Here is a 25,705-nt window from a genome sequence, read left to right on the forward strand (position 1 = left end):
CCCTCAAGGTCAGCGCCTGATCAACTTCTCCTGCACCGCCTGCTGATCCACCTCCAACAAAACCTGCTGCTTGCCCCCTACCATCACCGCCGCCGGCACCCCATCACGGTACACAACCCGGTTACCGCTTACCGCTGGCACCTTGGCTCCCGGCAACAGCGTGCCGACAAGATTCAACGGATCCGCCCCACACACCGCAATTAAACTCCCGTCATGGGGCCGTCGCCGCACCTCGCGCAGCAACGGTATCGCCTCCGGCAATGCAAACTGCTCTCCCGCCAACCCACTGACAAACCGCCCGCCACGGATCTCGCCTCGCGCCTCCAACCGATGGAAAGTGCGCAGCAACTCGCGCCAATTCGGTAACCAATCCGCCTCGCGCTCCAGCAGCCGCCAGAACACCACGCCATAGCGGCGCAGCAGGGTCATCGCCACATGCTCCAAGGTCTCGGCCGTATGCGCGCCGGCGGCGGTCGCCGAGCGGCGAACCAAGGCCCAACGCCCGGCGTCGTCCATACCGCCGACAAACGCCCCGCGCCCACGTCGACTGCTGCGCGCCTGGCGTTTGCTGGCGGGGGTGGTCAAGGCGCGCAGGCCGGCGAAGCTGTCAGCATTCACCAAGCCGGCGCCTACCAATTCCTGCAAGGCTGTCTCCAGCTCGCTGCGCAGCAAATGGGCCTCGTGTACCAGTTCATCGAAAAACAGCGCGCCATGTTCGCGCAGGGCCAGGTGGACCTTCTGCGTCTTGGGCGACAAGGTGGTGCTGTCGGCAGGCTCGGTCAGCCCGCTCCACAACGCTACCTGGCTACGGGGGAGCAAAACCACCGGGGTGCTGCGCAACGCCATGGCGCCGGCCTTGTTGCTCAGGCGCGTCCAGACCAGCTTGCCGCTGCGGCACAGGTCATCGAGCCAGGTCGATGAGTAATCCTTGATGCGGGCGCTGAGCAGGTCTGGGTCCCAGGCTGACGTGGCGGCGGCATAGCCTTCGAACTGGCCGACGATTTGCGGCAACACGGCGCTGCCCTGGCCGCGGGTGCTGTCGGACAGGTGTTGCCAATCGAACAGAAAGCGCATGAAATCCTGCAATGCCACCGGCTCGATTTCCCGGCGCAGGCGCTTGACCGTGTAGCGATGAATGCGCGCCAGCAAATGACGTTCGCACCATTGTTCTTCACCCACGCCGGGGCTGAAGTGACCGCGCAGCACGTAGCCTTCTTGTTCCAGGCGTGCCAGGGCCTGGGTAAGCGCCACCACCGGTAATGCCAGGGGCGCTGCGATCTCGACCAGGGTCAGTGGGCCGAAACCACTGAGGCGCGCACGTAGCACTTCCACCAGCGCTTCCTCAAAGGACCAGGGCTCATCGAACCCCGGCAGCAACGGCAGATCGTTGGGATACAGCGCCTGCAAACAATTCAAGCGCTCTACGGCGACCCACATTCCGTTGGGCAACTGATAGGCCCGCCCGGCCTTGCGCAGTGCCTGCAACCATTGGGCCCATTGCGGCGTAACTTCGCCCGCTGCGATGCACGCCAGGCTCATCAACGCTTCATGCATTTCATCCAGGCCATTGGGCGCCGGCCAGGCTTCTTCGCGTACACCGGCGATGGCGTCGGCATCCAGGGCGCCCAAGTCGTCAGTGCTCTGCGGGTCGCTCCAGCGGCGGTTGAGCACGGCCTGGGTGCGGCGCTCTTCCAGGGGGGCGTCGTCGAGGAAGGTATAGGGTTTAGCGCTGAGGATTTCTGCGGCCATGGGCGAGGGCGCGGGCAGGTCGCGGCTGATCAACCGCACGTCGCCGCGTTCCATGCGCCGCAGCAGCGCCAGCCAGGCGTCGCTGTCCATGGCCTCGTGCAGGCAGTCGTCGAGGGTTTGCTCCACCAGCGGGTGGTGGGGGATTTCGCGTTCGCCGGCGAGGTTTTCCAGGCAGGCGAGTTGGTCGGGAAATACGCTGGCGATCAGGTCTTCGCTCTTCATACGCTGGATCTGCGGCGCCACCTTGCGCCCGCCGGTATAACGCGGCAGCGCCAGGGCCACGCCGGCATTCCAGCGCCAGCGCACACCGAACAGTGGCGCATCCAGCACGGCCTGGATCAAAATGTGCTCGGCACTGTTGCTGTTGAGGTAACGCCACACCTCATCCAGCGCGAAGCTGTGGCTGGTGGACAACGACAGCACGATGGCATTTTCACTGGCCGCCGCTTGCAGCTCGAAATTGAAGGTACGGCAAAAGCGCTTGCGCAAGGCCAGGCCCCAGGCGCGGTTGATGCGGCTGCCAAACGGCGTGTGGATGATCAGTTGGGTGCCGCCGGACGCATCGAAAAACCGTTCCATGATCAATGTGTCCTGGGACGGCAAGGCGCTCAGGGCCTGGCGCGACCGGGCGAGGTAATCCAACAATTGGTCGGCGCTGGCGACATTGAGACCCAGGGTGCCGGTAAGCCAGTGGAGGGCCGGTTGCAGGTCGCCGGGCGTGGCGCCGAGCAAGCTGTCCAATTGCCCTTGCAAGCGGGCCACGGCCACCGATAACTCGTTGCTGCGCCCGGGGGCTTCACCCAACCAGAACGGAATGGTCGGGGGTTGGCCCTGGGCATCTTCGACCCGCACCTTGCCGGCTTCGACCCGTAGGATGCGATAGGAGGTATTGCCGAGCTGGAAGATATCCCCGGCGATGCTTTCCACCGCAAAGTCTTCGTTGACGCTGCCGATATTCAGGCTTTGCGGCTCCAGCAACACGCTGTAGTCGGCATTGTCGGGGATCGTGCCGCCGCTGGTTACCGCCGTGAGCCTGGCGCCACGGCGGCCGCGCAGGGTGTGGGCCACGGCGTCGCGGTGCAGGTAGGCGCTGCGCATGCCCTGGCGGCCGTTGTAGCCCTCGCTGAGCATCTGCAAAAGGGCCTGGTAGTGGCGTTCATCCAGTTCGGCGTAAGGCGCGGCGCGGTGGATAAGCGCCAGCAGCGCCTGTTCCGGCCATTCCTGGGCGCTGACCTCGGCGATGATCTGCTGGGCGAGTACATCGAGCGGTGCCACCGGAATATGCAAGGTATCCAGCTCGCCACGGCGCACGCAGTCGAGCAGCGCGGCGCACTCGATCAGGTCGTCGCGGGTGATGGCAAACAGGCGCCCCTTGGGCGTGCCGCCGACCTGGTGCCCGGAACGGCCGACCCGTTGCAGGAAGCCGTTGATGGAACCGGGTGAGCCGATCTGGCACACCAGGTCCACTTCGCCGATATCAATCCCCAGCTCCAGGGACGCCGTGGCGATCAACACTTGCAGTTCGCCGGCCTTGAGGCGCTGTTCGGCGTCCAGGCGCATCTCCTTGGCCAGACTGCCGTGGTGAGCGGCCACGGCGGTCTTGCCCAGGCGCTCGCTCAAGTGCCGGGCCAGGCGTTCGGCCAGGCGCCGGGTGTTGACGAATACCAGGGTGGTGCGGTGTTCACGGGCCAATTGCGCGAGGCGATCGTAGACCAACTCCCACACGTCGTTGGCCATCACCGCCGAGAGCGGCACCGGCGGCACTTCGATCGCCAGGTCACGGGGGCGGGCGTGGCCGATATCCACAATGGCGCAATCACGTTCGGTGCCGACTAAAAAGCGCGCGACGGCTTCGATGGGTTTTTGCGTGGCCGACAAGCCGATACGGGTCAATGGCTCGGCACACAGCCCTTGCAGGCGCTCCAGGCTCAAGGCCAAGTGGCTGCCGCGCTTGCCAGCGGCGATGGCGTGGATCTCATCGACGATCACCGTACGTGTGCTGGCGAGCATGTGCCGGCCGGAATCCGAGCCGAGCAGCACGTAGAGCGATTCAGGAGTGGTTACCAGGATATGCGGTGCGCGTTTGCGCATCTGGGCGCGGTCTTTTTGCGGGGTGTCGCCGGTGCGCACAGCGGTGCGGATTACCAGCGGCGGCAGCCCCCGCTTCTCTAGATGTTCGGTAATGCCGGCCAGCGGATTTTGCAGGTTGATCTGGATATCGTTGGATAGCGCCTTGAGCGGCGACACATACACCACCAGGGTTTGGTCCGGCAGTTCGCCGCCGTTGGCCAGGCCTTGGTGCACCAGGTCGTCTAGCACTGCCAGGAAGGCCGTCAGCGTCTTGCCGGAGCCGGTGGGCGCGGCGATCAGCGTCGAGCGGCGCTGGCGGATCAACGGCCACGCCTGGGCCTGGGCGTTGGTCACCGAAGGAAAGGTACTACGGAACCAAGTGCTGACGGCGGGGTGAAAGCCGTGCAAACCCTTGTCCGTTGATTCGGGAAGGTTCATTCACCCTATATGCAACCGGCGGGGCCAAGTTGCAACCCCGCACTTTATCCGTGACGGTTGCGCTACAAACCCGCAAAATGCAACGATTCTGGCAACTACCTACGGCAAGGCGCACATGCCTGTCGTTAATAACCATCGTTCCAAACAGACCGGGCCTGCTCAATCTATGCGAATGCGCCTTATGTTACTGGGCGGCGGGAATGCCCTCGGGCAGGCGCTGATTCGCCTCGGTGCGGAGGAAGACATCGGTTTCCTCGCCCCCAAACCGCCCCAAGACGGCTGGGATGCCGCAAGCCTCACCCAATTGCTCGACGACACCCGTCCCGATGCGTTGATCAACCTCGCCTACTATTTCGACTGGTTCCAGGCCGAAGCCGTAAGCGAAACCCGCCTGGCCGGCCAGGAATTCGCCATCGAGCGCCTGGCCGAACTGTGCCAGCACCACAGCATCACCCTGCTGCAACCGTCCAGCTATCGTGTGTTCGATGGCTCCCGCGCCACGGCCTACAGCGAGAAAGACGAGCCGGTGCCCCTGGGCCTGCGCGGCCAGGCGTTGTGGCGTATCGAACAAAGCGTGCGCGCTACGTGCCCGCAGCATGTGCTGCTGCGGTTTGGCTGGCTGCTCGATGACAGCGTCGACGGCACCCTCGGGCGTTTCCTGGCCCGGGCCGAGAAACCCGATGAGTTACTGATGGCGGACGACCGGCGCGGCAATCCGACGCCGGTGGACGATGCGGCGCGGGTGATCATCTCGGTGCTCAAGCAACTCGATTGCGCCGCGCCGCTGTGGGGCACTTACCATTACGCCGGCCACGAGGCGACTACCCCGCTGGCGCTGGGGCAGGCGATTCTGACTGAAGCGCGCAACTTCCATCCGTTGGCCATCGAGTCCCCCACCGCCCAGGCCCACGCGGCGCGGCCGGACGCGGCAGAAGAACCGCAGCACGCGGTGTTGGCCTGCAAGAAAATCCTGCATACCTTCGGCATCAAGCCCAGGGCATGGCGGGCAGGCTTGCCGGCGCTTCTGGATCGCTTCTACCGCCATAGCTGACACCCCAAAACCAAAAGTGGGAGGGGGACTTATGTGGGAGCTGGCTTGCCTGCGATAGCATCACCTGGGTATCACTGATACACCGTGGTGTCTGCATCGCGGGCAAGCCCGGCTCCCACATAAGCCCCCTCCCACTTGGGTTATGCGGTGTGGCGTAAACGGGACTTAGAACTTGTAGCCGATACCCACCATGTAAACCATCGGGTCTACATCCACATTGACCTTGGCCCGAGTGCCCTGGCCCAGCGCGTTGTTATCCACAGTCGCCTTGGTGCTGATGTCGATGTAGCGCGCCTGGGCGTTGATCATCCACTTGTCGTTGATCATGTAGTCGGCGCCGATCTGTGCAGCCCAACCCCAGGAGTTCTCGGCCTTGAAGTTGCTGAAGCCGGCCTGTTCGGCGCGGCTGCCCACGTGCTCGTCGTAGATCCAGGTGTAGTTGATACCGGCGCCCACATACGGCTGGAACGCGGACTTGTGGTCCAGCGGGTAGTACACGACGCTCAAGGTCGGCGGCAGGTGTTTCAGCGTGCCGAGCTTGCCGTTGGCGGCGCCGAGGGCGGTGTTCTTGATCTTCACGTCATGCTCGAACGGCGTGGCCGCAAGCAATTCGATGCCGACGTGGTCGGTGATCATGTAGGCGAAGTTCAAGCCCAATTGGGTGTCGCTGCTCATGGTCGCCTTGCCGCCCAGGTTGGTACCGGCCAATGGGCCCTGGTCAACCTTGACGCTGCTGCTGTCGGCCTTCGGGTTCACGGTAATTGCACCGGCGCGAACCAGAATGTCGCCCGCCTGGTGAGCGTGGGCGACGGGGGCGACGAGGGCGAGCGCGAAGAGGGACGCGCCGAGCAGAGACTTGTTCATGGGAGCTCCAAAGGACGTTTAAAAGTTGTACGTCCAATGGTAAAGATCGTTCCGTTCGGTCTTTTGACTCAGCTCAATGAAAGGGTGATCAGTCACTTTCGGCACTGATCAAAACCTGTGGGAGCTTCAGTGTGTTGCTGGTGGGGGTTATTCCTCCAGCTCGTACATATAAATCTTCTGGGCATCCATCTGGTAACCGGCATCGGCCAATTCGCTGGACGATGGCTTGACCTGCATCGCGCCTTCGATCCAGTACGGTTGATACAGCTCATCGAGCTTCACCCCCACCTCGCTTTTCACATGCACGATCTGGTTCGACGGCGGTGGCGGCACATGGATACAGGCGCCGAAATACGGCACCAGCAGAAACTCCGTGGTGCGGCCTTCTTCGCTGACTTCCAGCGGCACGATATACCCCGGCAAGCGAATGTGCTGGCCGTCCAGGCTCTGCACTACCGGCGCGTTGGGCAGGTCCTGCTTGGCTGCGGGCGCGGCCTCGACGGACAAGGCATCGGCCATGTTCGACAGGTCGTGCAGCGGCTTCATATTGGGCACTTCCGGCGGCGCATCCGGCGGGATCATCTCCTGCCAGGACAAATCCTTGGGCTGTTCATCCGCCCACACCGGAACGGCCGTCAGCAGCAACAGGGCAAACAGGGCACGACGCATCGGAGCCTTCCTCATAAACGGATGGACAGGCCATCGGCCAAAGATTGTCGATAGGCGCGCCACGCGGGCACGCTGCCCATCAACAGGGCGGCTGCCAGGATACCGGCGAGCAACGTCCATTCATATTCGCTCGGCCACGACATCGGCAGGTCCAGGCCGTAGTTGGCCTGCAAATAACCCCGTGATGCGGCTATGCACAGGTACAGCAACCCCAGGCCCGCCAACACGCCAGACAAGGCCAGGGCAAAGGCTTCGAAGATCAGCAGCGTTGCGATGTGCCAAGGCCGCGCACCCACCGACCGCAGGATCGCCATCTCGCGGCGACGCTCGTTAAGGCTGGTGAGGATCGCCGTTAGCATGCCGATCAAACCGGTCAGCACCACAAACAGCGAAATCACGAACAAGGCTTTTTCGGCGGTGCCCATCATGCTCCACAGCTCTTGCAACGCCACGCCTGGCAGGATCGCCAGCATTGGCTCGCCACGGAATTCATTGATCTCTCTTTGCAAGGCAAAGGTGGAAATCTTGTTGTTCAGGCCGAGCATGAACGCGGTAATGGCTTGCGGCGTCAGGTCCATATTGCGGGCCTGGTCGGCACTGATGCGGCCTTTGCCCTGGGCCGGCACGCCGTTGTGCCAGTCGATATGAATCGCTTCCATGCCGCCGAGGCTGATATGCAGCGTGCGGTCCACCGGCGTGCCGGTACGCTTGAGAATGCCCACCACCGTAAACGGCTTGTCGTCATGCTTGACCAGGCTGACCACCGCCACGCCGTGGGCCAGCACCAGCTTGTCACCGAGCTTGTAATGCAGGGCGTCGGCCACTTCGGCGCCGAGCACCACTTCGAATGGGTCGGTGGCGAAGGCGCGGCCGCTGGCCAGCGCGAGGTTTTGCTTTCGCCCGTACTGGTAGTGCTCGAAATAGGATTCGTTGGTGCCCATCACCCGGTAGCCGCGATGGGAGTCGCCGAGTGAAATGGGAATCGCCCATTTCACTTGAGGGCTGGCGGCGAAGTGCTCGTAGCTGTCCCAACGGATGTTGTTGGTAGCGTTGCCGATGCGGAACACCGAGTACAGCAGCAGGTTGACCGAGCCGGAGCGGGCACCGACGATCAGGTCGGTACCGCTGATGGTGCTGGCGAAACTGTTGCGCGCCTCGACGCGCACACGCTCCACCGCGAGCAGCAAGCAGACGGAAAGCGCGATGGCAAACGCAGTGAGGATCGCGGTGAAGCGGCGGTTAGCCAGACTGGCCATGGCTAGACGGAACAGATACATCTCAAACCTCTGCGGGCATGGCGGCGCGATTGAGTTCGGCCAGCGACAGGTTGCGGTCGAACAGCGGCGCCAGGCTCTGGTCATGGCTGACAAACAACAGGCTGGCGCCCGCTTCGCGGCATTCTGCGAACAGCAACTGCAGGAAGGCTTCGCGGGCGTCGTAGTCCAGGGCCGAGGTGGGTTCGTCGGCAATCACCAGTTCTGGCTGGCCGATCAGCGCTCGGGCAGCGGCCACCCGTTGTTGCTGGCCAATGGACAGCGAATCGGCGCGGCGTTCCAGCAGGCTCGGGTCCTTCAAACCCAGGTGCGCTAGCAAGGCCGCGGCGGCCTGGTCGACACTGCCGTGGCGCTGTTTGGCCCGTTGCGCGCGCAGCTTGGAAAAGTGGCAAGGCAGCTCGACGTTTTCGCGTACCGACAGAAACGGCAGCAAGTTGAACTGCTGGAAGATATAACCAGTGTGGTCCACACGGAAACGGTCACGAGCGCCGGCCGAGAGTTCGGTCAACTCCTGGCCGAGCAGGCGGATGCTGCCTTGGCTGGGTTTCTGCACGCCTCCCAACAGCCCGAGCAAAGTGGTCTTGCCACTGCCGCTCGGGCCCTTGAGGAACAGGGTTTCCCCGGGTTCCAGGCGGAACGCGGGGATGTCCAGCAACCGCGGGTGCCCGGGCCAGTTGAAGCCCAGGTCGGACAGTTCGATTAACGCTTGAGTCATGGGAAGTCAGTGTCGCCTGGTAGTCGAAAATGGCGCCGATCCACTGTGGGAGCTGGCTTGCCTGCGATGGCATCGCTACGGTGTGCCTGCTGCACCGCATCGCCTGTATCGCAGGCAAGCCAGCTCCCACAGGGACTGTGCTTTCAAGTCAGAACTTCAGGGTGGCGGCGGTGGCCGTCGCGTCAACACCTTGCTGACCGCTCGGGCCGATCAGTTGTACCTGAATTTTCAGGGTGGCGGGGAAGGTCTTGAACACTTGGCTCAAGTCCAGGTTGCCCAGGCCCGTCGGCGTGGCGCAGGTGAACTGGTAATGGGCGTGGATTTCACTGTGGTCGTGATCATGCTTGTGGGCGGCGGCGCCTTTGCCGTCGGTGGCGTGGTCATCATCGTCATGCTCGGCTTCTGGTTTGTCACCGAACAACGGGCTGTTGAGTTCCTGGCTGCTGACCACGCAACCTGCGGCCTTGGGCAGGTTGAACAGTGCCGATGGATTTTCCAGTTGCTTGCGCACGGCGGCGACCTTGGCTTTGTCGGCGGCGCTGGTCGCTACATGTTCGAAGCCCACCAGGTTCATGGCCGGGCTGTCCAGTTCCAGCTCCAGGGCCTGGCCGTCCAGTACGGCATTCAGGCGCCCGACGCCATGTTCATGGGCGCCGAGGCTGCCGTGCTCGTGGTCATGGTCTTCATGGGCATGAGCGACAGCCAGTGGCAGCAGGGCAAACGGCAAAGCAAGCAGCAAACGGCGCATGAGAGGGCTCCAGGATGAAAGTTTTGTTATGTGATCTTATAACAATTGATCCGAGAGTTTGACCGCCCGCTTGGTGTTGCGCAAGCTGCATGGGAGCATGCCCGTCAGAAAAATGCAGGAGTAAGGACGATGTTGCGAATTCGTGGAACCATCGGCGACCTGCCGGTGGACTTGACCCTGGAGCTGGACGACGGCGATTGGGCGCGATTGGGTGCCCAACTGCAGGCCACACCAACGCCCAGCGCGCCCACTGCGGCTCCGGTCAAACAGAACGAGGACCTGTGGCAGAACGCCCAGGATTTGCTGCGCAAGGCCGGACAACTCAATGGTCTGGAATTGCTCGATCAACTCGAAGGCTTGGCTGGCGATGCCGGGGCGGGCAAGCGCCTGCTGGTGCGCCTGCGCCACAGCGCCAAGGTGAAGGTGAGCAGCGGCGGGGATACGCCGCTGTACAGTTGGATCGGTGATTAATACAACGCGGCAAACAACTTGCGGCGGTACACCGTGACCAGCGGGTGATCATTGCCCAGCAATTCGAACACTTGCAGCAAGGTCTTGTGGGGCAGGCCTTCGCTGTAGCTGCGATTGCGGATAAACAACTTGAGCAAACCTTCCAGCGCCGCGTCGTATTGCTGGCGCGCCAGTTGCTGGACCGCCAACTGATAGGCCGCTTCGTCATCCTGCGGGTTTTGCGCCAGGCGGCTTTTCAGCTCGGCAGCGTCCGGCAAATCCGCCGCCTGGCGCAGGAAGGTGATTTGCGCCTTGGCCCCGGCGAGGGCAGCCTTGTGGTCGTCGCTCTTGACCGCGTCGAGCACGGCCTGGGCTTCACCCAGCTCACCGCGCTCGGCCAGGCAGCGTGCATAGAGGATCAGGGCGGCGGCGTTGGTATTGTCCTCGCCCAACAATTGCACCAGCAACGCTTCGGCCTCGCTGATGCGCCCTTCGCTGAACAGCGCCTGAGCCTGCTCCAACGGGTCCGCCGCAGCCGGCGGTGGCATTTGCACATGGGGCTCCAGCATCGCCCGCACGGCCGACTCCGGCTGTGCACCGGCAAAGCCGTCCACCGGTTGGCCATCCTTGAACAGCACCACCGTCGGCAGGCTTTGAATGCCAAAACGCGCCACGATGTCCTGTTCGGCTTCGCAGTCGATCTTGGCGAGCAGCAACTCACCCTGATAACTCTCGGCAATCTTCGCCAGCATTGGCATCAGTGCTTTGCAGGGTGCGCACCACTCGGCCCAGAAATCGACCAATACGGGCTTTTCGAAGGAGTTCTGGATAACGGCCTGATCGAAGTTGGCGGTGGTGACGTCGAAGATGTACGGCGTGGGCTCACTCATGGGGCGTCTCGAATAAAGCGGGAATGGGGGCAACTATAAGGGCTGGCGAGGTTGGCTGAAAGCATCGTGGTAGCTCCCACCTTGAAATGCATTCCCCTGTGGGAGCCGGCTTGCCCGCGATGGCCTCAAGCACGCCGCGAATGGTACAGGCTCACCTTGCGAAACTCCCACGGCTCGGCCAGGTCTGGCAGGGTCAAGGCCTCGAGGATCTCCAGCCGCTGGTAATCCGGATGCTGGAAATCCCGTACCCGCGAATCCGCCACCAGCGCTTCGCGGCCACGGGTGAGGAACTGATCCAGCAACGGCAGGTTGGCGCGGTCATAGAGCACGTCGGCCACCAGAATCAGGTCGAAGCGGTCGGCTTCGGCAAAAAAGTCTGCCGAATAACTCAGCGCCACCTGGTTGAGTTCGGCATTCGCACGGCAAGCGGCCAAGGCCAGTGGGTCCAGGTCGCAGGCCACCACCTCCAGGGCGCCAGCCTTGACGGCGGCGATCCCGGCTACGCCCGAACCTGCGCCGAAATCCAGCACGCGTTTGCCGGTGACCCACTCAGGATGCGCTGCCAGGTAACGCGCCAACGCCATGCCGCTGGCCCAGCAAAAACTCCAGTAGGGCGGCTCATGCAGGATGCGCCGGGTTTCTTCCTGGCTGAAGGCACGGTCCATGTTGTCGGCGTCCAGCAACCACAACGACAACGCGGTACCCGGCAACGGGCAGGGCACCAATTGCGCATCGCCAATCAACGCGCTCAAGGCGTGTTGCAGGCCCAGCGGTGGCGTCATGGCGCCTTGACGAGTTGCAGGGGGCCGGTGCTCTGGGTGATCGCCTGGGTGACGCGCACGGCAGGCAGATGCAGGATCAGCTGGCCGGACTGGCTGGCGCGGCCGCGCAATTCCACGCGGGCACCGGCCGGGAAGGCTTCAGGGTTGAAGCGCAGGCGGAAGGCCAAGGGCTTGCCGTTGCCGCTCAGTACGCTGCTGGCGAGCAGTTGCTGCGGGCGCGAACGGTCGTCGATCACCAAGAGCGCCATCTCGACTTCGGCACCAGCGGGCACGTTGGTCAGGCTGCCGCTGATTTCGCGCTGATAGGCGGGCAGGGGGCCGAGGTCTTCAATACCCGGGACTTTTTTCTCTTGCGCCGGTGTTGGTTGAGGCGCGGCCGGCTTGGGGGCTTCGCTGCTGCAGGCGACCAGAAAACTGAACAGGCTGAGTAGAACGAGTGGTCGTAACTGCATGTACGGCTCCAGAAAGGACAAAATCCGTGGCTTAAAAATATGAAACATATAAGCCTGCCTATATACCGTAAAGGCTATGGCTTGTCTTGCCACAGGGATGCGCTACCATGGCCCTCCCATTTTTTGTTGCCTGCCAACCATGCACTGTCCCTTCTGCGGTGCCAACGACACCAAGGTCATCGACTCGCGTCTGGTCGCCGAGGGCGACCAAGTGCGTCGCCGGCGCGAATGCCTGGCCTGTGGTGAACGTTTCACCACCTTCGAAACCGCCGAACTGGTGTTGCCGCGTCTGATCAAGTCCGACGGCAGCCGCCAGCCTTTCGACGAAGAAAAACTGCGCGCCGGTATGCAGCGCGCCCTGGAAAAACGCCCGGTGAGTGTCGAGCGCCTGGAAGCGGCGCTGGTGCATATCAAGCACAAGCTGCGGGCGACCGGCGAGCGCGAGGTCAAGAGCCTGGTGGTCGGTGAGCTGGTGATGGGCGAGCTGCAAAAGCTCGACGAAGTCGCCTATATCCGTTTTGCCTCGGTGTATCGACGCTTCCAGGACCTCAACGAGTTCCGTGAAGAGATCGACCGCCTGGCCCGTGAGCCCTCCAAACAATGACATCTGAACAGGCTGTGCTCGACGCCCACTACATGGCCCGTGCCCTCGAATTGGCGCGCAAGGGCCTGTACACCACCCACCCCAACCCGCGGGTTGGCTGCGTGATCGTGCGTGACGGGCAGATTGTCGGCGAAGGCTGGCATGAGCGCACCGGCGAGCCCCATGCCGAGCCCAATGCCCTGCGCGCCGCTGGCGACAAGGCCCGTGGCGCGACGGTGTACGTGACCCTTGAACCGTGCAGCCATCATGGCCGTACGCCGCCCTGTGCCGATGCGCTGGTGACCGCCGGCGTCGCGCGGGTGGTGGCCGGCATGCAGGACCCGAACCCCGAAGTGGCTGGCCGAGGCATGCAACGCCTGGCCCAGGCCGGTATCGAGGTTCGTAGTGGTGTGTTGGAAACCGAAGCGCGGGCGCTTAACCCCGGCTTCCTCAAGCGCATGGAGCACGGTCTGCCGTTTGTGCGGGTCAAGCTGGCGATGAGCCTGGACGGCCGCACGGCGATGGCCAGCGGCGAAAGCCAATGGATCACCGGCCCCGCCGCCCGTGCTGCGGTGCAACGCTTGCGTGCCGAGGCCAGTGTGGTGTTGACCGGTGCCGACACGGTACTGGCCGACGGTGCCCGCTTGACCGTACGCGCCGCCGAACTGGGCCTGGACGACGCAACCACCGCCCTGGCCATGTCGCGCCCGCCGTTGCGCGTGCTGATCGATGGCCGCCTGCGGGTGCCGCTCAACGCGCCGTTCTTCAAGGCCGGCCCGGCATTGGTCATCACCTGCGTGACTCCGGAGAACCAGTTCCCCCGGGGCCCTGAGTGCCTTGTGGTTCCAGGTGTGGAGGGCCAGGTTGACCTGCGCTCGGCATTGGTCGCCCTGGCTGCCCGTGGCGTCAACGATGTGTTGGTGGAAGCCGGCCCAAGCCTGGCCGGCGCGTTTGCCCAACAAGGCCTGGTGGATGAGTATGTGATATTCATCGCCGGCAAGTTCCTCGGCTCCGCTGCCCGCCCGTTGCTGGACTGGCCGCTTGATAAGTTGGCCGATGCTCCCCAACTCAAGATCACCGAAATGCGCGCTGTGGGCGACGACTGGCGAGTCACTGCCATCCCCGTCCCAGCAGTGAGCGTATAATTCCCGGCCTGCGCTTAAGCGTCAGCCCCCTCGTTTTCAGGAGAACGAAATGTTCACCGGCATTATCGAATCCATCGGCAGCATCCGTGCAATGACCCCCAAAGGCGGGGATGTCCGCCTGCTGGTTGAAACCGGCAAGCTGGACCTCGGCGACGTCAAGCTGGGCGACAGCATCGCCGTCAGTGGCGTGTGCCTGACCGTCATTGAGCTGCCGGGCAACGGCTTTGCTGCCGATGTCAGCCGGGAAACTCTGGACTGCACCGCGATGAACGACCTCAAGGCCGGCAGCCCGGTCAACCTGGAAAAAGCCCTGACGCCGACCACCCGCCTGGGCGGTCACCTGGTCAGCGGCCACGTCGACGGCGTCGGCGAAGTGGTGGCCCGCAGCGAAAACGCCCGCGCGGTGGAATTCCGCATCCGCGCGCCCAAAGAGCTGGCCAAGTACATCGCCCACAAAGGCTCGATCACCGTCGACGGCACCAGCCTGACCGTGAACGCCGTGAATGGCGCCGAATTTGAACTGACCATCATTCCCCACACCCTCAGCGAAACCATCATGGCCTCGTACCAGCCGGGTCGCCGGGTGAACCTGGAAGTGGACTTGCTTGCCCGTTACCTGGAGCGCCTGTTGCTGGGCGAAAAGGCCGCAGAGCCTGCATCAGGCAACATCACCGAAAGTTTTCTGGCCGCTAACGGCTACCTGAAATCCTGACCAAGGGGGTGCCGCGTGGCGCTCAATAGCATCGAAGAACTGGTTGAAGACATCCGCCAAGGCAAGATGGTCATCCTCATGGATGACGAAGATCGCGAGAACGAAGGCGATATCATCATGGCCGCCGAAGCGTGCAAGCCCGAGCACATCAACTTCATGGCCAAGCACGCCCGTGGGCTGATCTGCATGCCCATGAGCCGCGAACGCTGCGAATTGCTCAAGCTGCCGTTGATGGCGCCGCGCAATGGCTCGGGTTTCGGCACCAAGTTCACCGTATCCATTGAAGCCACCACGGGCGTCACCACCGGCATTTCCGCCGCTGACCGCGCCCGCACCGTGCAAGCCGCCGCCGCGAAAGACGCCAAGGCCGAAGACATCGTCAGCCCCGGCCACATCTTCCCGCTGATGGCCCAACCGGGCGGTACCCTGGCCCGTGCCGGCCACACCGAAGCCGCCTGCGACCTGGCGCGCATGGCCGGTTTCGAGCCAAGCGGGGTGATCTGCGAAGTGATGAACGACGATGGCACCATGGCCCGTCGTACTGAACTCGAAGCCTTTGCCGCCGAGCACAGCCTCAAGATCGGCACGATCGCCGACCTGATTCACTACCGCATGATCCACGAACGTACCGTTCAGCGGATTGCCGAGCAGCCCCTGGACAGCGAACTGGGCCAATTCAATTTGGTGACCTACCGTGATTCAGTGGAAGGCGACGTGCACATGGCCCTGACCCTGGGCAACATTTGCGCCGAAGAGCCGACCCTGGTACGCGTACATAACATGGACCCACTGCGTGACCTGTTGATGGTCAAGCAGCCCGGTCGCTGGAGCCTGCGCGCCGCCATGGCTGCGGTTTCCGAGGCTGGCAGCGGTGTGGTGCTGTTGCTCGGCCACCCGCTGGACGGTGATGTATTGCTGGCGCATATCCGCGAAACCGCTGACGCCGTGCCGGTGAAAAAACCGACCACCTACAGCATCGTCGGTGCCGGTTCGCAGATCCTGCGCGACCTGGGTGTGCGCAAAATGCGCCTGATGAGCGCACCGATGAAATTTAATGCGATATCCGGATTCGACCTGGAAGTTGTAGAATACGTGCCCTCCGAATAAAGGCCGGCGATTTTTGCCCCTTGTTCGCGGTTAAATCATCACTGAGGGACGCACTTTTCGCGTCCCGGCTCTTTAAGAGATTTGTCGAATGACCCTGAAGACCATCGAAGGTACCTTCATCGCCCCCAAAGGCCGCTATGCCCTGGTGGTTGGCCGCTTCAACAGCTTCGTGGTTGAGAGCCTGGTAAGCGGTGCGGTTGACGCCCTGGTTCGCCACGGTGTGAGCGAGAGCGATATCACCCTTATCCGCGCGCCTGGCGCCTTCGAAATTCCACTGGTTGCGCAAAAAGTTGCTCAGCAGGGTGAATACGCGGCGATCATCGCCCTGGGCGCGGTCATTCGTGGCGGCACCCCGCACTTCGAATACGTGGCCGGCGAATGCACCAAGGGCCTGGCCCAGGTGTCCATGGAATTCGGCGTGCCAGTCGCTTTCGGCGTACTGACCGTTGATTCCATCGAGCAAGCCATCGAGCGTTCCGGCACCAAAGCCGGTAACAAAGGCGCTGAAGCTGCCTTGTCCGCCCTGGAAATGGTCAGCCTGCTGTCGCAGTTGGAGGCCAAGTGATTTCCGACGAAAGCGATCAGTTCAACCCTCAGGACCCGCGTCCTGCCGATGCCGGCAAACCGTCCAAGAGCGAGAAGCGCCGCAAGGCGCGTCAACTCGCGACCCAGGCGCTGTACCAGCGTCACCTGGCGGGCGCTTCGCTGAACGAAATCGAGGCACAGTTTCGCGTCGATAACGATTTCACCTTCGCCGACCAGAGCTACTTCCACGACATCCTGCACGGCGTGCACGCCAACCTGACCGAGATCGACACAGCCCTGGCGCCATGCCTGGACCTGACCATCGAAGAGCTCGACCCGGTTGAGCTGTGCGTGATGCGCCTGTCTACCTGGGAGTTGCTCAAGCGCGTTGACGTGCCGTACCGCGTCGTGATCAACGAAGGCATCGAGCTGGCGAAAGTCTACGGTTCGACCGACGGCCACAAGTTCGTCAACGGCGTGCTCGACAAGCTGGCCCCGCGCCTGCGTGAAGCCGAAGTGAAGGAACACAAGCGCTAATCTGCGCTTGATTCCTCAATGGGTGAGTTTGAGCTGATCCGCACATACTTCGCCGCCGCGCCCTGTGCGCAAGGTGGCGAAGGCATTGCCCTGGGGATCGGCGACGACTGCGCCTTGCTGGCGCTTCCCGCCGGGGAGCAACTGGCAGTCTCCACCGATACGCTGGTGGCTGGCGTGCATTTTGCCGACCCCTGTGACCCGTTCCTGCTCGGCCAGCGCTCGCTGGCCGTGGCGGTGAGCGACCTGGCCGCCATGGGCGCCCACCCCCTCGCCTTTACCCTTGCCCTGACCACGCCGAGCGTCGAAGCCGATTGGCTGCAACGCTATGCCCAAGGTTTGAATGCCATGGCGCAAAACTGCGGCGTGGGCCTGGTGGGCGGCGATACCACCCGTGGGCCGCTGAGCCTGACCCTGACCGTGTTCGGCCGCGTGCCGGCTGGCCAGGCCTTGACGCGCAGCGGTGCACAGCCGGGCGACCTGCTGTGTGTCGGCGGCGAGTTAGGCAATGCCGCTGGCGCGTTGCCGCTGGTATTGGGGCAACGCACGGCTGACGCAGCAATCGCCGAGCCGCTGCTGGCGCATTACTGGTCGCCGCAACCGCAGTTGGCCCTGGGGCTTGCGCTGCGGGGCAAGGCGACAGCGGCGATGGATATCTCCGATGGGCTGTTGGCCGACTGTGGGCATATCGCCAAGGCGTCAGCGGTGCGCCTGGTGGTTGAGCGCCACCGGTTGCCGTTGTCCGAGGCCTTGCTGGCGTTTGTTGGTGAAGACCAGGCTCACGTGGCGGCGTTGAGTGGGGGCGACGACTATGTGCTGGCGTTCACCTTGCCACCGTCCGAGTTAGCGCCGTTGCAGGCGGATGGCTGGCCGGTGCATGTGGTCGGCCGGGTCGAAGCGGGGCAGGGCGTAACGCTGCTCGACGTCCACGGCCAGGACATCACCCCGGCTGTGCGCGGCTACCAGCATTTTCGCCAGACGCCCTAAGCCGGCGGTCTGCGCTACCCTTTATACGATTATCCCAAGTAAGAGGCCGTGACTATGGCTGCATGCCGCTGGCTGCTGATCGTGCTGTGTACCTTCGCTTCCCTGGCCCAGGCGGACACTCCCATGCCCGGCAAAATCGTGCTGGCCAGTGAGGAGTGGAACGACTACACCAACAAAGATGGCAGCGGCCTGGCCTGGGACCTGTTGCGCCAAGTCTTTGAACCGGCTGGCATCACCGTGCACATCCGCAGCGTACCCTATACCCGCTCGGTCGGCCTGGCCCAGCGTGGTGAGGTGGATGGTTGTGTCGGCACCTATCGCGATGAGGCCAGCGGTGTGTTGTACCCCCGCAGGAACTTCGACGCCGATCATGTCTACGCCCTCGGGTTGGCCACTGCGCCGACACCGACCCTGGCGACCTTGGGCAACTATCGCCTGGCCTGGGTGCGCGGCTATAAATACGAGGAATACCTGCCCACCGTGCGCCGCTTCAACCAGATCGAGCGGCGCAGCGGCATTCTGCCGATGCTACAACACGGCCGTGCCGATTTTTATATCGACGCCCTCACCGAAGCCAAATACGTGCTCAGCCAGGCGCAAGACCCGGCGCTGTTCAAACTCACCCATATTGCTGAACTGCCGCTCTACGTAGGCTTTGCCGACACCGCGCGCGGCAGGGCATTGATGGCCATGTATGACCAGCGTTTGGGCATCCTGGTCCAGACCGGTGAGCTGAAAGCGATTTTCGAACGCTGGAAACAGCCGTATCCGTTCTGACGCCCATAGAACTGACTCAAAGGCCAATCGAACCTATTGATCTTTATCAGCGATAATTCAGCTTAAGCGTCTGTAGGAACGTGCTGTTACAATGCCCGCCTCTGTGAAATCTGAAATCAGGAGCACACGGTGCCCGTCGTTTTCGTCGCCGCTTCCAAGCTGCCTACCCCTTTTGCCACGTTCACCATGAACGGCTTTCTTGAAGAAGCCACCGGGCGCGAGCACGTTGTGCTCAGCCTCGGCGACATCACGGATGGCGCGCCGGTGCTGGGGCGTGTGCATTCCGAGTGCCTGACCGGCGATGCGCTGTTCAGCCAGCGCTGTGACTGCGGCTCGCAACTGGAGGCTGCACTGCAAGCCATCGCCCGTGAAGGCCGTGGCGTGTTGCTGTACTTGCGTCAGGAAGGCCGCGGCATTGGCCTGTTGAACAAGATCCGCGCCTACGAACTGCAAGACGGCGGCGCCGACACCGTCGAGGCCAACGAGCGCCTGGGCTTTGCTGCCGACCAGCGCGACTACGCCATCTGCCTGCCGATGCTCGAGCACCTGGGGGTCAAATCCCTGCGCCTGATGACCAACAACCCCCGCAAGGTCAAAGCCTTGACCGAGATGGGCATCACCGTGGCCGAGCGCGTGCCGCTGCACACCGGGCACAACCCACACAACAAGCTCTACCTGGCCACCAAAGCCAGCAAGCTCGATCACATGATGGGCAACGAGCACCAGGGCGAGGTCGACCGCGCGTGACCCGTGGCCAGGTGAAACGGCGACTGTCCTTCAACTGGTGGCAGTACCTGGCCCTGGCATTGCTGCCGTTGTTCGTGATCAACCTGCTGTTTGGCCGGGCTGAATCCTTGTTGCCCGTCTTGGCCATGCCGTTCTTCATCGCCGGCGTGGCCTCGATGTTTCTCAGCCTGCGTTATTTTCACGCCTACAAACACGCGCTGATCGCCACCTCCAAAGCCCTTGATACTGCTCAAGAGCCCGCAGCCTGGATCACCCTGGCGGCGCGTCGGCGCACGGCGTTGCTGGTTGCAGCGTTACCGGCCTGGATTGGCGCGCTGGCGGTGTTCGTCGGCCTGGAGGCAGTGCCGCTGTTTCTGTTGGCGCTGTCGACGCTGGTGTTGTTCTATCTCTATCGCATACCGCGTCAGTTGGGATGAAGCGCTATTGGCTGGCGCTGCTGCTGGTATTCAGTGCCCAGGGCTGGCCGGTCGAGCGGGTTGTCAGCCTGGCGCCGTCACTGTCTGAAATCGTGCTTGAGCTGGGTGCCGAGGACTTGCTGGTCGGCATGCTTGATGGTGGTGACCGCCCGGCGGCGTTGGCGAAGGTGCCCTCGGTCGGGCACTACGGCCAGTTGGACATGGAGCGCCTGCTCAGCCTCAAGCCCGACCTGATCCTGCTCTGGCCTGGCAGCGTCGGCCCGGCCCAGCGCAAGCAGCTCCAACGATTGAATATCCCGGTGTACGTCGCCGAACCCCACAGCCTTGAACAACTGACCGCGCAGGTGCAGGCCATTGCCGAGCAATTGGGCCGCGCCGAGGCCGGGCACCAGCGCTCGGCACAATTGCGCCAGCGCTTGGCCGAGTTGCGCCAGCGCTACCAGCGGGCCGAGCCGCTGCGAGTGTTCTACCAAGTGTGGAACCAGCCGCTGTACACCGTGGGCGGTGGGCAGATCATCAGCGATGCCCTCAGCGTGTGCGGGGCGCGCAATGTGTTTGATGACCTGAAGTTGCCGGCGCCGCAGGTGAATATCGAATCGGTGTTGGCGCGAGACCCCGAGGTGATCCTGGTGGGGGATCAGGCTCAGAAGGAGGCCTGGAAGGCATGGCCGGCGATGGCTGCTCGGGTGCGGTTGGTGCCGGACAAGGGCCTTGAGCGGCCCAGCGGGCAGATGTTGGAGGCGGTGGGGCGGTTGTGCCAGGTGATTGCGCCGAACCTGTGACAACGCTATCGCAGGCAAGCCAGCTCCCACAGGGGAATGCATTTCAATTGTGGGAGCTGGCTTGCCTGCGATGACGCCGGTTCAGATTACTTAAAGCTCGGGTGTCCACGTCACCCCGAACATCCACACCCGACCTTCTTCACGATAATTCTGGTTTTCCCCGAGGTAGCTGTACTTCGCCCGTGCATAAGACTTGTCCAGCGCGTTATCCACCTTCAGCGACAACGACACCTCCCGGTTCAACGCCCAACTACTGCGCAGCCCCAACAAGGCATAACCGCCCAGACGGTTGCGGTTGGCTTCATCGTCGTAGCTGCTGCTGATCGCTTGCCAGCTGGCGCCGAGACCGAGTTGATCAAATTGCCGGTCCAGATCCAGGTTCACCGTTCGCCGTGCGCGACGTGCCAGGGTGTGGCCGCTGTCACGGTCACGCGGGTCGATAAGCGACAGGCCCAGGTTGCCCTGCCAGCCAAACAGTTCTTGCTTGAGCGCCGCTTCAAAGCCGTTGATCCGCGCCGACGCCACGTTTTGCGGCTTGCCGGCGTCAAGGATGATCGCGTCGCTCAGGTCGGTGCGATACAGCGAGGCTTCCAGGCGTGTGCTGTCGGTCAGTTGGCTGCGCCATTGCAGCTCGTAGCTCTTTGATGTCTCGGGCTGCAGGTTGGGGTTGCTGTACTGCGTGTCGGGGTAATAGAGGTCGTTGAAGGTTGGCGCACGAAAGCCTTCGCTGTAGCTCAAGAGCAAGTCATTGTCGGGGTTGACCGGCAAGGTCAGGGTGCCGCTCCAACTGTTCTGGCCGCCGAACTGCTGGTTCTGGTCACGGCGCAGGCCCAGCTCGGTGGAAAACCATTGGCTTTGGAAGCGGTGCTGCACGAAGGCCGCCCGGTTCCAGCGGCTGTTCTCGGTAAAGGTGGTGGAACCGTGGAAACGGTCTTCATACCAGTCGCCACCGACGATCAGGCTGTTTTGCTCATCCAGGATCAGGTCGTTCTGCCAATTGACCGAGTCGCGGTAGGTGTTGAATGCGCTGTAATCATCGCTGAGGGTATCGCGCTTGGTGTCGCGGTTTTCACTGTGGCCCAGCTCTAGGCGCGACTGCCAGCTGTCATTGAGCTTGGCATCGACATAGCCGCTGGCGCTGCTCACGGTGTAGTCGGTGTAGGGTTTCTGGCCCAGGCTTTGCCCGGTGGCGCCGTCGTAGCGGCCATAACTGTTGTCGTACTCCGACTTGCCACGGTTATCCAGCAGATTGAAGCCCACCTCCAGCTCATCACTGAACGAGTGGCTGAGGTTCAGGCTGACGGACTGGTTGCGGTAGGCATCATGGTCGCCGTCACTGGGGAACGACGCGTGGCTCGCGTTGATGCCGGCGGTTTCATCCAGGCTCGCGCCCAGGTTGAAGCGCGTGTGTTCATCGCCGCCTGACAGGCCCAGGCTGCGTTCCCAGGTCTGGTTGCTGCCAAAGCCAAGTTTCAGGCGCGGCTGCAAGCCTTGCTCGGCATTGCGCCGGGTGAACACCTGAATCACCCCGCCAATCGCATCGCTGCCGTAAATGACCGAACGTGAACCGCGCAGCACTTCCACCCGTTCAATCTGATCGACGTTGAGGTATTGCAAGCCGCTGTCGCCGGAGGTGGTGTTGGCGATGCGTTGGCCGTCCACCAGCACCAGGCTCTGCGCCGACTTGGTGCCGCGAATGAAAATCCCCGGCAAACTGCCACGCCCACCGGTCGGCGCAACTTGCACGCCCGGCACGCGGCTGAGCAGGTCGGTGACGCTGGTGGGTTGCAGGCGGTCGATGTCGGCGCGGGTGAAGACGGTGTTGGCGGCGCTGCTGTCATTACGCGCCTGGACTTGGCGGTTGGCGCTGATGACCACGTCGGAGAGCTTCAGGGCCTGGTCGCGGGTGTCGGCGAGCAGGTCGGCGCAGGGAAGCAGTAGCAGGGCAAGGCACAGGCGTTTCATGGGCTGTCCATAGCATTCGAAGGTCATGCAAAACCACTGTGGGAGCTGGCTTGCCTGCGATAGCGGTGTATCTGACACATTGTTAGCGAATGTGCCGCCGTCATCGCAGGCAAGCCAGCTCCCACAGTTGGGGCTGATTACAGATTCAGTAGCGCCAGGCGCTCGCGCACGGACGCCTCGATACCCGCCTCATCCAGCCCGCATTCAGCCAGCATCTGCGCCGGCTTGGCGTGTTCGACGTATACATCTGGCAAGCCCAGGTGCAGCACCGACTTGAGGATGTTCTCCCGCGCCAGGAACTCACTGACCGCCGCACCGGCGCCGCCCATGATGGCGTTCTCTTCGACGGTCACCAGCAGCTCATGGCTGGCGGCAATTTCGCGTACCAACGCTTCATCCAGTGGCTTGACGAACCGCATGTCGACCACGGTGGCGTCGATCTTCTCGGCGACTTTCAAGGCTTCAGCCAGTTGCACGCCAAACACCAGGAACGCAGTTTTGCTGCCTTGGCGACGCACGATGCCTTTACCGATTTCGATCGGCTCCAGGTCTTTTTCGATCACGGCGTTCGGGCCGGTGCCGCGCGGGTACCGCACAGCGGCCGGGCCGTTGTACAGGTGGCCGGTGCTGAGCATCTTGCGCAGTTCGTTCTCGTCGCTCGGGGTCATCACCAGCATGCCGGGGATGCAGCGCAGGTACGACAGGTCGAAACTGCCCGCATGGGTCGGGCCGTCTTCGCCCACCAGGCCGGCACGGTCGATGGCGAACAGCACGTCGAGGTTCTGCACCGCCACATCGTGAACCAATTGGTCATAACCGCGTTGCAGGAAGGTGGAGTAGATCGCCACCACCGGCTTGGCGCCTTCGCAGGCCATGCCGGCCGCGAAGGTCACGGCGTGTTGCTCGGCAATCGCCACGTCGAAGTAACGCAGCGGGAAACGCTCGCTGAACGCCACCAGGTCGGAGCCTTCCTTCATCGCCGGGGTAACACCCACCAGACGCGGGTCGGCGGCGGCCATGTCGCATAGCCATTCGCCAAACACCCCGGAATACTTCGGCCCGCTGGCCTTTTTCGGCGCGGCGGCGGGAGCGTCCAGGGGTTCGAGCTTAGTGATCGCGTGGTAACCAATCGGGTCGACTTCCGCCGGAGCGAAACCTTTGCCTTTCTTGGTGACGATATGCAGGAACTGCGGGCCCTTGAGGTCGCGCATGTTGCGCAACGTCGCGATCAGGGTCGGCAGGTCGTGGCCGTCGATAGGGCCGATGTAGTTCCAGCCCAGCTCTTCGAACAGGGTGCCGGGTACCAGCATGCCCTTGGCATACTCTTCGGTGCGGCGCGCAATTTCCCATGCGCCAGGCAGACGCGACAGCACTTTCTTGCTGCCTTCGCGCATGCTGGCGTAGGTACGGCTGGAGAGGATCTTCGCCAGATAATTGGACAGGCCACCCACGTTGCGCGAAATCGACATGTCGTTGTCGTTTAGGATCACCAACATGTTGGCGTCCACTTCCGGCGCATGGTTCAGCGCTTCGAAGGCCATGCCGGCGGTCAGCGCGCCATCACCAATCACCGCAATCGCCTTGCGCTCACTGCCTTGCAGGCGGGCGGCAATCGCCATGCCCAGTGCTGCACTGATGGACGTGCTGGAGTGGCCGACGCCAAAGGTGTCGTACTCGCTCTCGGCACGGCGTGGGAAGGCGGCCAGGCCGTCCTTCTGGCGCAGGCTGGCCATGCGCTCGCGACGGCCGGTGAGGATTTTATGCGGATACGCCTGGTGGCCCACGTCCCACACCAGCCGGTCGTCCGGGGTGTCGAACACGTAATGCAAGGCGATGGTCAGCTCGATCACGCCCAGCCCGGCGCCAAAATGCCCACCGGTCTGGCCGACCGTGTAGAGCAATTCCAGGCGCAGCTCATCGGCCAGGGTTTCCAGCTCGGCTTCACCCAGTCGACGCAGGCCGTCCGGCGTGGCAGCACGGTCGAGCAGGGGCGTAGACGGGCGTTTGCGGGGAATCTCTTGAAACGTCGTGGGCATCAGGCGAATCGTTATAGGTATAGAAGAGGCGGCAGTTTACCTCAAGCCGTGCAAACTGCCCACGCAGAGGGCCGAACTTGGCCGATATGCGGCGCAAATGGCCGCGGCTGTCAGTGGCGACGTTCGACGATATACCGCGCCAGGTCACGCAGTGGCTCGGCCGCCGCGTCGAAAGGTCGCAGGGCATCCAGAGCCTGGTCACGCAGCTCGATGGCATAGGCCTTGGCGGCTTGCAGCCCCAGCAAGGCAGGATAAGTCGGCTTGTCACGTGCGATATCGGCGCCTTGGCGTTTACCGAGGGTGGCGGTATCGCTTTCCACGTCGAGGATATCGTCCTGTACCTGGAAGGCCAGGCCGACAGCGCGAGAATAGGTCTGCAGCGCCGCTAATTGCTCGGCGTCGGCACGGCCACTGGCCAGGGCGCCCAGTTGCACGGCGGCCTCAATCAGCGCACCGGTCTTGTGGCGATGCATGTGTTCGAGGGCTTTTTGATCGAGCTTGAGGCTGACCGAGCCCATGTCGATGGCCTGCCCGCCGACCATTCCAGCCGGGCCCGCTGCATGGGCCAGGGCGGTGACCATGCGCAAGCGGATCTCGGCGTTGACGCTGCTTAGCGTCGGGTCCAGCAATGCGCTGAACGCCAGGCTCTGCAAGCCATCTCCGGCCAGAATTGCATAGGCCTCATCGAAGGCTTTGTGGGTGGTGGGCTGGCCGCGACGCAAATCATCGTCGTCCATTGCCGGCAAGTCGTCATGCACCAGGGAATAGGCGTGGATCAACTCGACCGCACAGGCCGCGCCATTCGCCTCGGCTGCCGGCGCCCCGAGAGCTTCGCAGGCGGCATAGGCCAGCAACGGGCGCACACGCTTGCCGCCATTCATCACGCTGTAGCGCATGGCCTCATAGAGGCGCGTCATTTCCGGGCTTGGCGCAACAAACAGGGGCTCCAGCGCGGCATTCACCCGGGCTTGGCTACTGGCCTGGTATGCGCTGATCATTCCGGCTGTTCCGCATCGAAAGGCTCTTCGGCCAACTCCCCGTCACGCTCCAGCAACACCTGGACCTTCTGCTCCGCCTGCGCCAACGCGCTCTGACAGTCGCGGGTCAGGCCGATGCCTTGCTCAAACGCTGTCAACGAGTCTTCCAGCGACAACTCGCCGTTCTCCAGACGCTCGACCAGGGCTTGCAGGTCGGCGAGGGATTGTTCGAAATCGAGTGCAACTTTTTTGCGGGCCAT

The 25,705-nt window shown here is 63.0% G+C and carries 26 protein-coding genes; 13 read left to right on the forward strand and 13 right to left on the reverse strand.

The window, feature by feature from the left end; genetic code table 11:
• Positions 1 to 9 precede the first annotated feature (9 nt).
• A complete protein-coding gene (locus tag JMV15_RS16330; protein WP_201491788.1) occupies positions 10 to 4,257 on the reverse strand; it encodes a DEAD/DEAH box helicase in 4,248 nt (1,415 codons plus the stop codon).
• Positions 4,258 to 4,423: 166 nt separating this feature from the next.
• On the opposite strand from JMV15_RS16330, the gene JMV15_RS16335 reads away from it, so the two are divergent.
• A complete protein-coding gene (locus tag JMV15_RS16335) occupies positions 4,424 to 5,308 on the forward strand; it encodes a sugar nucleotide-binding protein (RefSeq protein WP_072435451.1) in 885 nt (294 codons plus the stop codon).
• A 165-nt stretch (positions 5,309 to 5,473) separates the two neighbouring features.
• Here the strand turns inward: JMV15_RS16335 and JMV15_RS16340 are convergent, their stop codons facing one another.
• The 5 genes from JMV15_RS16340 to JMV15_RS16360 form a co-directional block, all read right to left on the reverse strand.
• Positions 5,474 to 6,172 carry an OmpW/AlkL family protein gene (locus JMV15_RS16340; RefSeq protein ID WP_014720136.1) on the reverse strand — a complete coding sequence of 233 codons (699 nt, stop codon included), beginning with the start codon at positions 6,170 to 6,172 and terminating at the stop codon, positions 5,474 to 5,476.
• A 147-nt stretch (positions 6,173 to 6,319) separates the two neighbouring features.
• Positions 6,320 to 6,841: a DUF3299 domain-containing protein gene (locus JMV15_RS16345; protein WP_020302441.1), complete on the reverse strand. Its 522-nt coding sequence runs from the start codon at positions 6,839 to 6,841 to the stop codon at positions 6,320 to 6,322.
• Between the two features lie 11 nt (positions 6,842 to 6,852).
• Entirely contained in the window at positions 6,853 to 8,118 is a 1,266-nt protein-coding gene (locus tag JMV15_RS16350; RefSeq protein WP_014720134.1) for an ABC transporter permease, read from the reverse strand.
• Position 8,119: 1 nt separating this feature from the next.
• Positions 8,120 to 8,830 carry an ABC transporter ATP-binding protein gene (locus JMV15_RS16355; protein WP_014720133.1) on the reverse strand — a complete coding sequence of 237 codons (711 nt, stop codon included), beginning with the start codon at positions 8,828 to 8,830 and terminating at the stop codon, positions 8,120 to 8,122.
• 148 nt (positions 8,831 to 8,978) lie between these two features.
• Positions 8,979 to 9,578, reverse strand: a complete 600-nt coding sequence (locus JMV15_RS16360; protein WP_038451677.1) for a DUF2796 domain-containing protein — start codon at positions 9,576 to 9,578, stop codon at positions 8,979 to 8,981.
• Positions 9,579 to 9,707: 129 nt separating this feature from the next.
• Here JMV15_RS16360 and JMV15_RS16365 point away from each other — a divergent pair, with 129 nt between their 5' ends.
• A complete protein-coding gene (locus JMV15_RS16365; protein WP_003194591.1) occupies positions 9,708 to 10,049 on the forward strand; it encodes a hypothetical protein in 342 nt (113 codons plus the stop codon).
• Here the strand turns inward: JMV15_RS16365 and trxA are convergent.
• From trxA to JMV15_RS16380, 3 genes are all read right to left on the reverse strand, one after another.
• Positions 10,046 to 10,918, reverse strand: a complete 873-nt coding sequence (trxA, locus tag JMV15_RS16370) for a thioredoxin (RefSeq protein WP_069868792.1) — start codon at positions 10,916 to 10,918, stop codon at positions 10,046 to 10,048. The genes JMV15_RS16365 and trxA overlap by 4 nt on opposite strands.
• A gap of 125 nt (positions 10,919 to 11,043) precedes the next feature.
• On the reverse strand, positions 11,044 to 11,700 hold the full coding sequence (locus JMV15_RS16375; protein WP_038451671.1) for a class I SAM-dependent methyltransferase: 657 nt from the start codon (positions 11,698 to 11,700) through the stop codon (positions 11,044 to 11,046).
• The gene (locus JMV15_RS16380) at positions 11,697 to 12,152 is read right to left on the reverse strand and encodes a YbaY family lipoprotein (RefSeq protein ID WP_003194586.1); all 456 of its coding nucleotides are present in this window, start codon (positions 12,150 to 12,152) and stop codon (positions 11,697 to 11,699) included. Before JMV15_RS16380 ends, JMV15_RS16375 begins: the two co-directional genes overlap by 4 nt.
• Before the next feature lie 139 nt (positions 12,153 to 12,291).
• Here JMV15_RS16380 and nrdR point away from each other — a divergent pair, with 139 nt between their 5' ends.
• From nrdR to JMV15_RS16435, 11 genes are all read left to right on the forward strand, one after another.
• Positions 12,292 to 12,756 carry a transcriptional regulator NrdR gene (nrdR, locus tag JMV15_RS16385; RefSeq protein ID WP_019818855.1) on the forward strand — a complete coding sequence of 155 codons (465 nt, stop codon included), beginning with the start codon at positions 12,292 to 12,294 and terminating at the stop codon, positions 12,754 to 12,756.
• Positions 12,753 to 13,880, forward strand: a complete 1,128-nt coding sequence (gene ribD / locus JMV15_RS16390; RefSeq protein WP_019818853.1) for a bifunctional diaminohydroxyphosphoribosylaminopyrimidine deaminase/5-amino-6-(5-phosphoribosylamino)uracil reductase RibD — start codon at positions 12,753 to 12,755, stop codon at positions 13,878 to 13,880. The genes nrdR and ribD overlap by 4 nt, the downstream gene beginning before the upstream one ends.
• A 49-nt stretch (positions 13,881 to 13,929) precedes the next feature.
• Complete coding sequence (locus tag JMV15_RS16395) at positions 13,930 to 14,592, forward strand: riboflavin synthase (RefSeq protein WP_005791849.1); 663 nt, start codon at positions 13,930 to 13,932, stop codon at positions 14,590 to 14,592.
• Positions 14,593 to 14,607: 15 nt separating this feature from the next.
• Positions 14,608 to 15,699: a bifunctional 3,4-dihydroxy-2-butanone-4-phosphate synthase/GTP cyclohydrolase II gene (gene ribBA, locus JMV15_RS16400; RefSeq protein ID WP_038451668.1), complete on the forward strand. Its 1,092-nt coding sequence runs from the start codon at positions 14,608 to 14,610 to the stop codon at positions 15,697 to 15,699.
• Between the two features lie 88 nt (positions 15,700 to 15,787).
• Positions 15,788 to 16,264, forward strand: coding sequence for a 6,7-dimethyl-8-ribityllumazine synthase (ribH, locus tag JMV15_RS16405; RefSeq protein WP_003194576.1), 477 nt, complete (start codon positions 15,788 to 15,790; stop codon positions 16,262 to 16,264).
• Positions 16,261 to 16,761: a transcription antitermination factor NusB gene (gene nusB / locus JMV15_RS16410; protein WP_014720126.1), complete on the forward strand. Its 501-nt coding sequence runs from the start codon at positions 16,261 to 16,263 to the stop codon at positions 16,759 to 16,761. The genes ribH and nusB overlap by 4 nt, the downstream gene beginning before the upstream one ends.
• A gap of 18 nt (positions 16,762 to 16,779) precedes the next feature.
• On the forward strand, positions 16,780 to 17,745 hold the full coding sequence (gene thiL / locus JMV15_RS16415; RefSeq protein ID WP_032904140.1) for a thiamine-phosphate kinase: 966 nt from the start codon (positions 16,780 to 16,782) through the stop codon (positions 17,743 to 17,745).
• A gap of 54 nt (positions 17,746 to 17,799) precedes the next feature.
• A complete protein-coding gene (locus JMV15_RS16420; protein ID WP_019818851.1) occupies positions 17,800 to 18,522 on the forward strand; it encodes a substrate-binding periplasmic protein in 723 nt (240 codons plus the stop codon).
• A gap of 129 nt (positions 18,523 to 18,651) precedes the next feature.
• On the forward strand, positions 18,652 to 19,269 hold the full coding sequence (ribA, locus tag JMV15_RS16425) for a GTP cyclohydrolase II (RefSeq protein WP_005791841.1): 618 nt from the start codon (positions 18,652 to 18,654) through the stop codon (positions 19,267 to 19,269).
• Positions 19,266 to 19,685 (forward strand): hypothetical protein, encoded by a 420-nt coding sequence (locus tag JMV15_RS16430; protein ID WP_014720123.1) that lies wholly within the window; start codon positions 19,266 to 19,268, stop codon positions 19,683 to 19,685. Before ribA ends, JMV15_RS16430 begins: the two co-directional genes overlap by 4 nt.
• A complete protein-coding gene (locus JMV15_RS16435) occupies positions 19,682 to 20,467 on the forward strand; it encodes a cobalamin-binding protein (protein ID WP_038451665.1) in 786 nt (261 codons plus the stop codon). The genes JMV15_RS16430 and JMV15_RS16435 overlap by 4 nt, the downstream gene beginning before the upstream one ends.
• Positions 20,468 to 20,557: 90 nt before the next feature.
• Here JMV15_RS16435 and JMV15_RS16440 read toward each other — a convergent pair whose 3' ends face one another.
• From JMV15_RS16440 to JMV15_RS16455, 4 genes are all read right to left on the reverse strand, one after another.
• Entirely contained in the window at positions 20,558 to 22,432 is a 1,875-nt protein-coding gene (locus JMV15_RS16440) for a TonB-dependent receptor domain-containing protein (protein WP_038451662.1), read from the reverse strand.
• 137 nt (positions 22,433 to 22,569) lie between these two features.
• Positions 22,570 to 24,468, reverse strand: coding sequence for a 1-deoxy-D-xylulose-5-phosphate synthase (dxs, locus tag JMV15_RS16445; RefSeq protein WP_014720120.1), 1,899 nt, complete (start codon positions 24,466 to 24,468; stop codon positions 22,570 to 22,572).
• Between the two features lie 110 nt (positions 24,469 to 24,578).
• Positions 24,579 to 25,466, reverse strand: a complete 888-nt coding sequence (gene ispA / locus JMV15_RS16450; protein WP_014720119.1) for a (2E,6E)-farnesyl diphosphate synthase — start codon at positions 25,464 to 25,466, stop codon at positions 24,579 to 24,581.
• Positions 25,463 to 25,705: an exodeoxyribonuclease VII small subunit gene (locus tag JMV15_RS16455; protein ID WP_003194556.1), complete on the reverse strand. Its 243-nt coding sequence runs from the start codon at positions 25,703 to 25,705 to the stop codon at positions 25,463 to 25,465. Before JMV15_RS16455 ends, ispA begins: the two co-directional genes overlap by 4 nt.

The organism is Pseudomonas paracarnis (genome assembly GCF_904063055.1).
Classification (GTDB): domain Bacteria; phylum Pseudomonadota; class Gammaproteobacteria; order Pseudomonadales; family Pseudomonadaceae; genus Aquipseudomonas; species Aquipseudomonas paracarnis.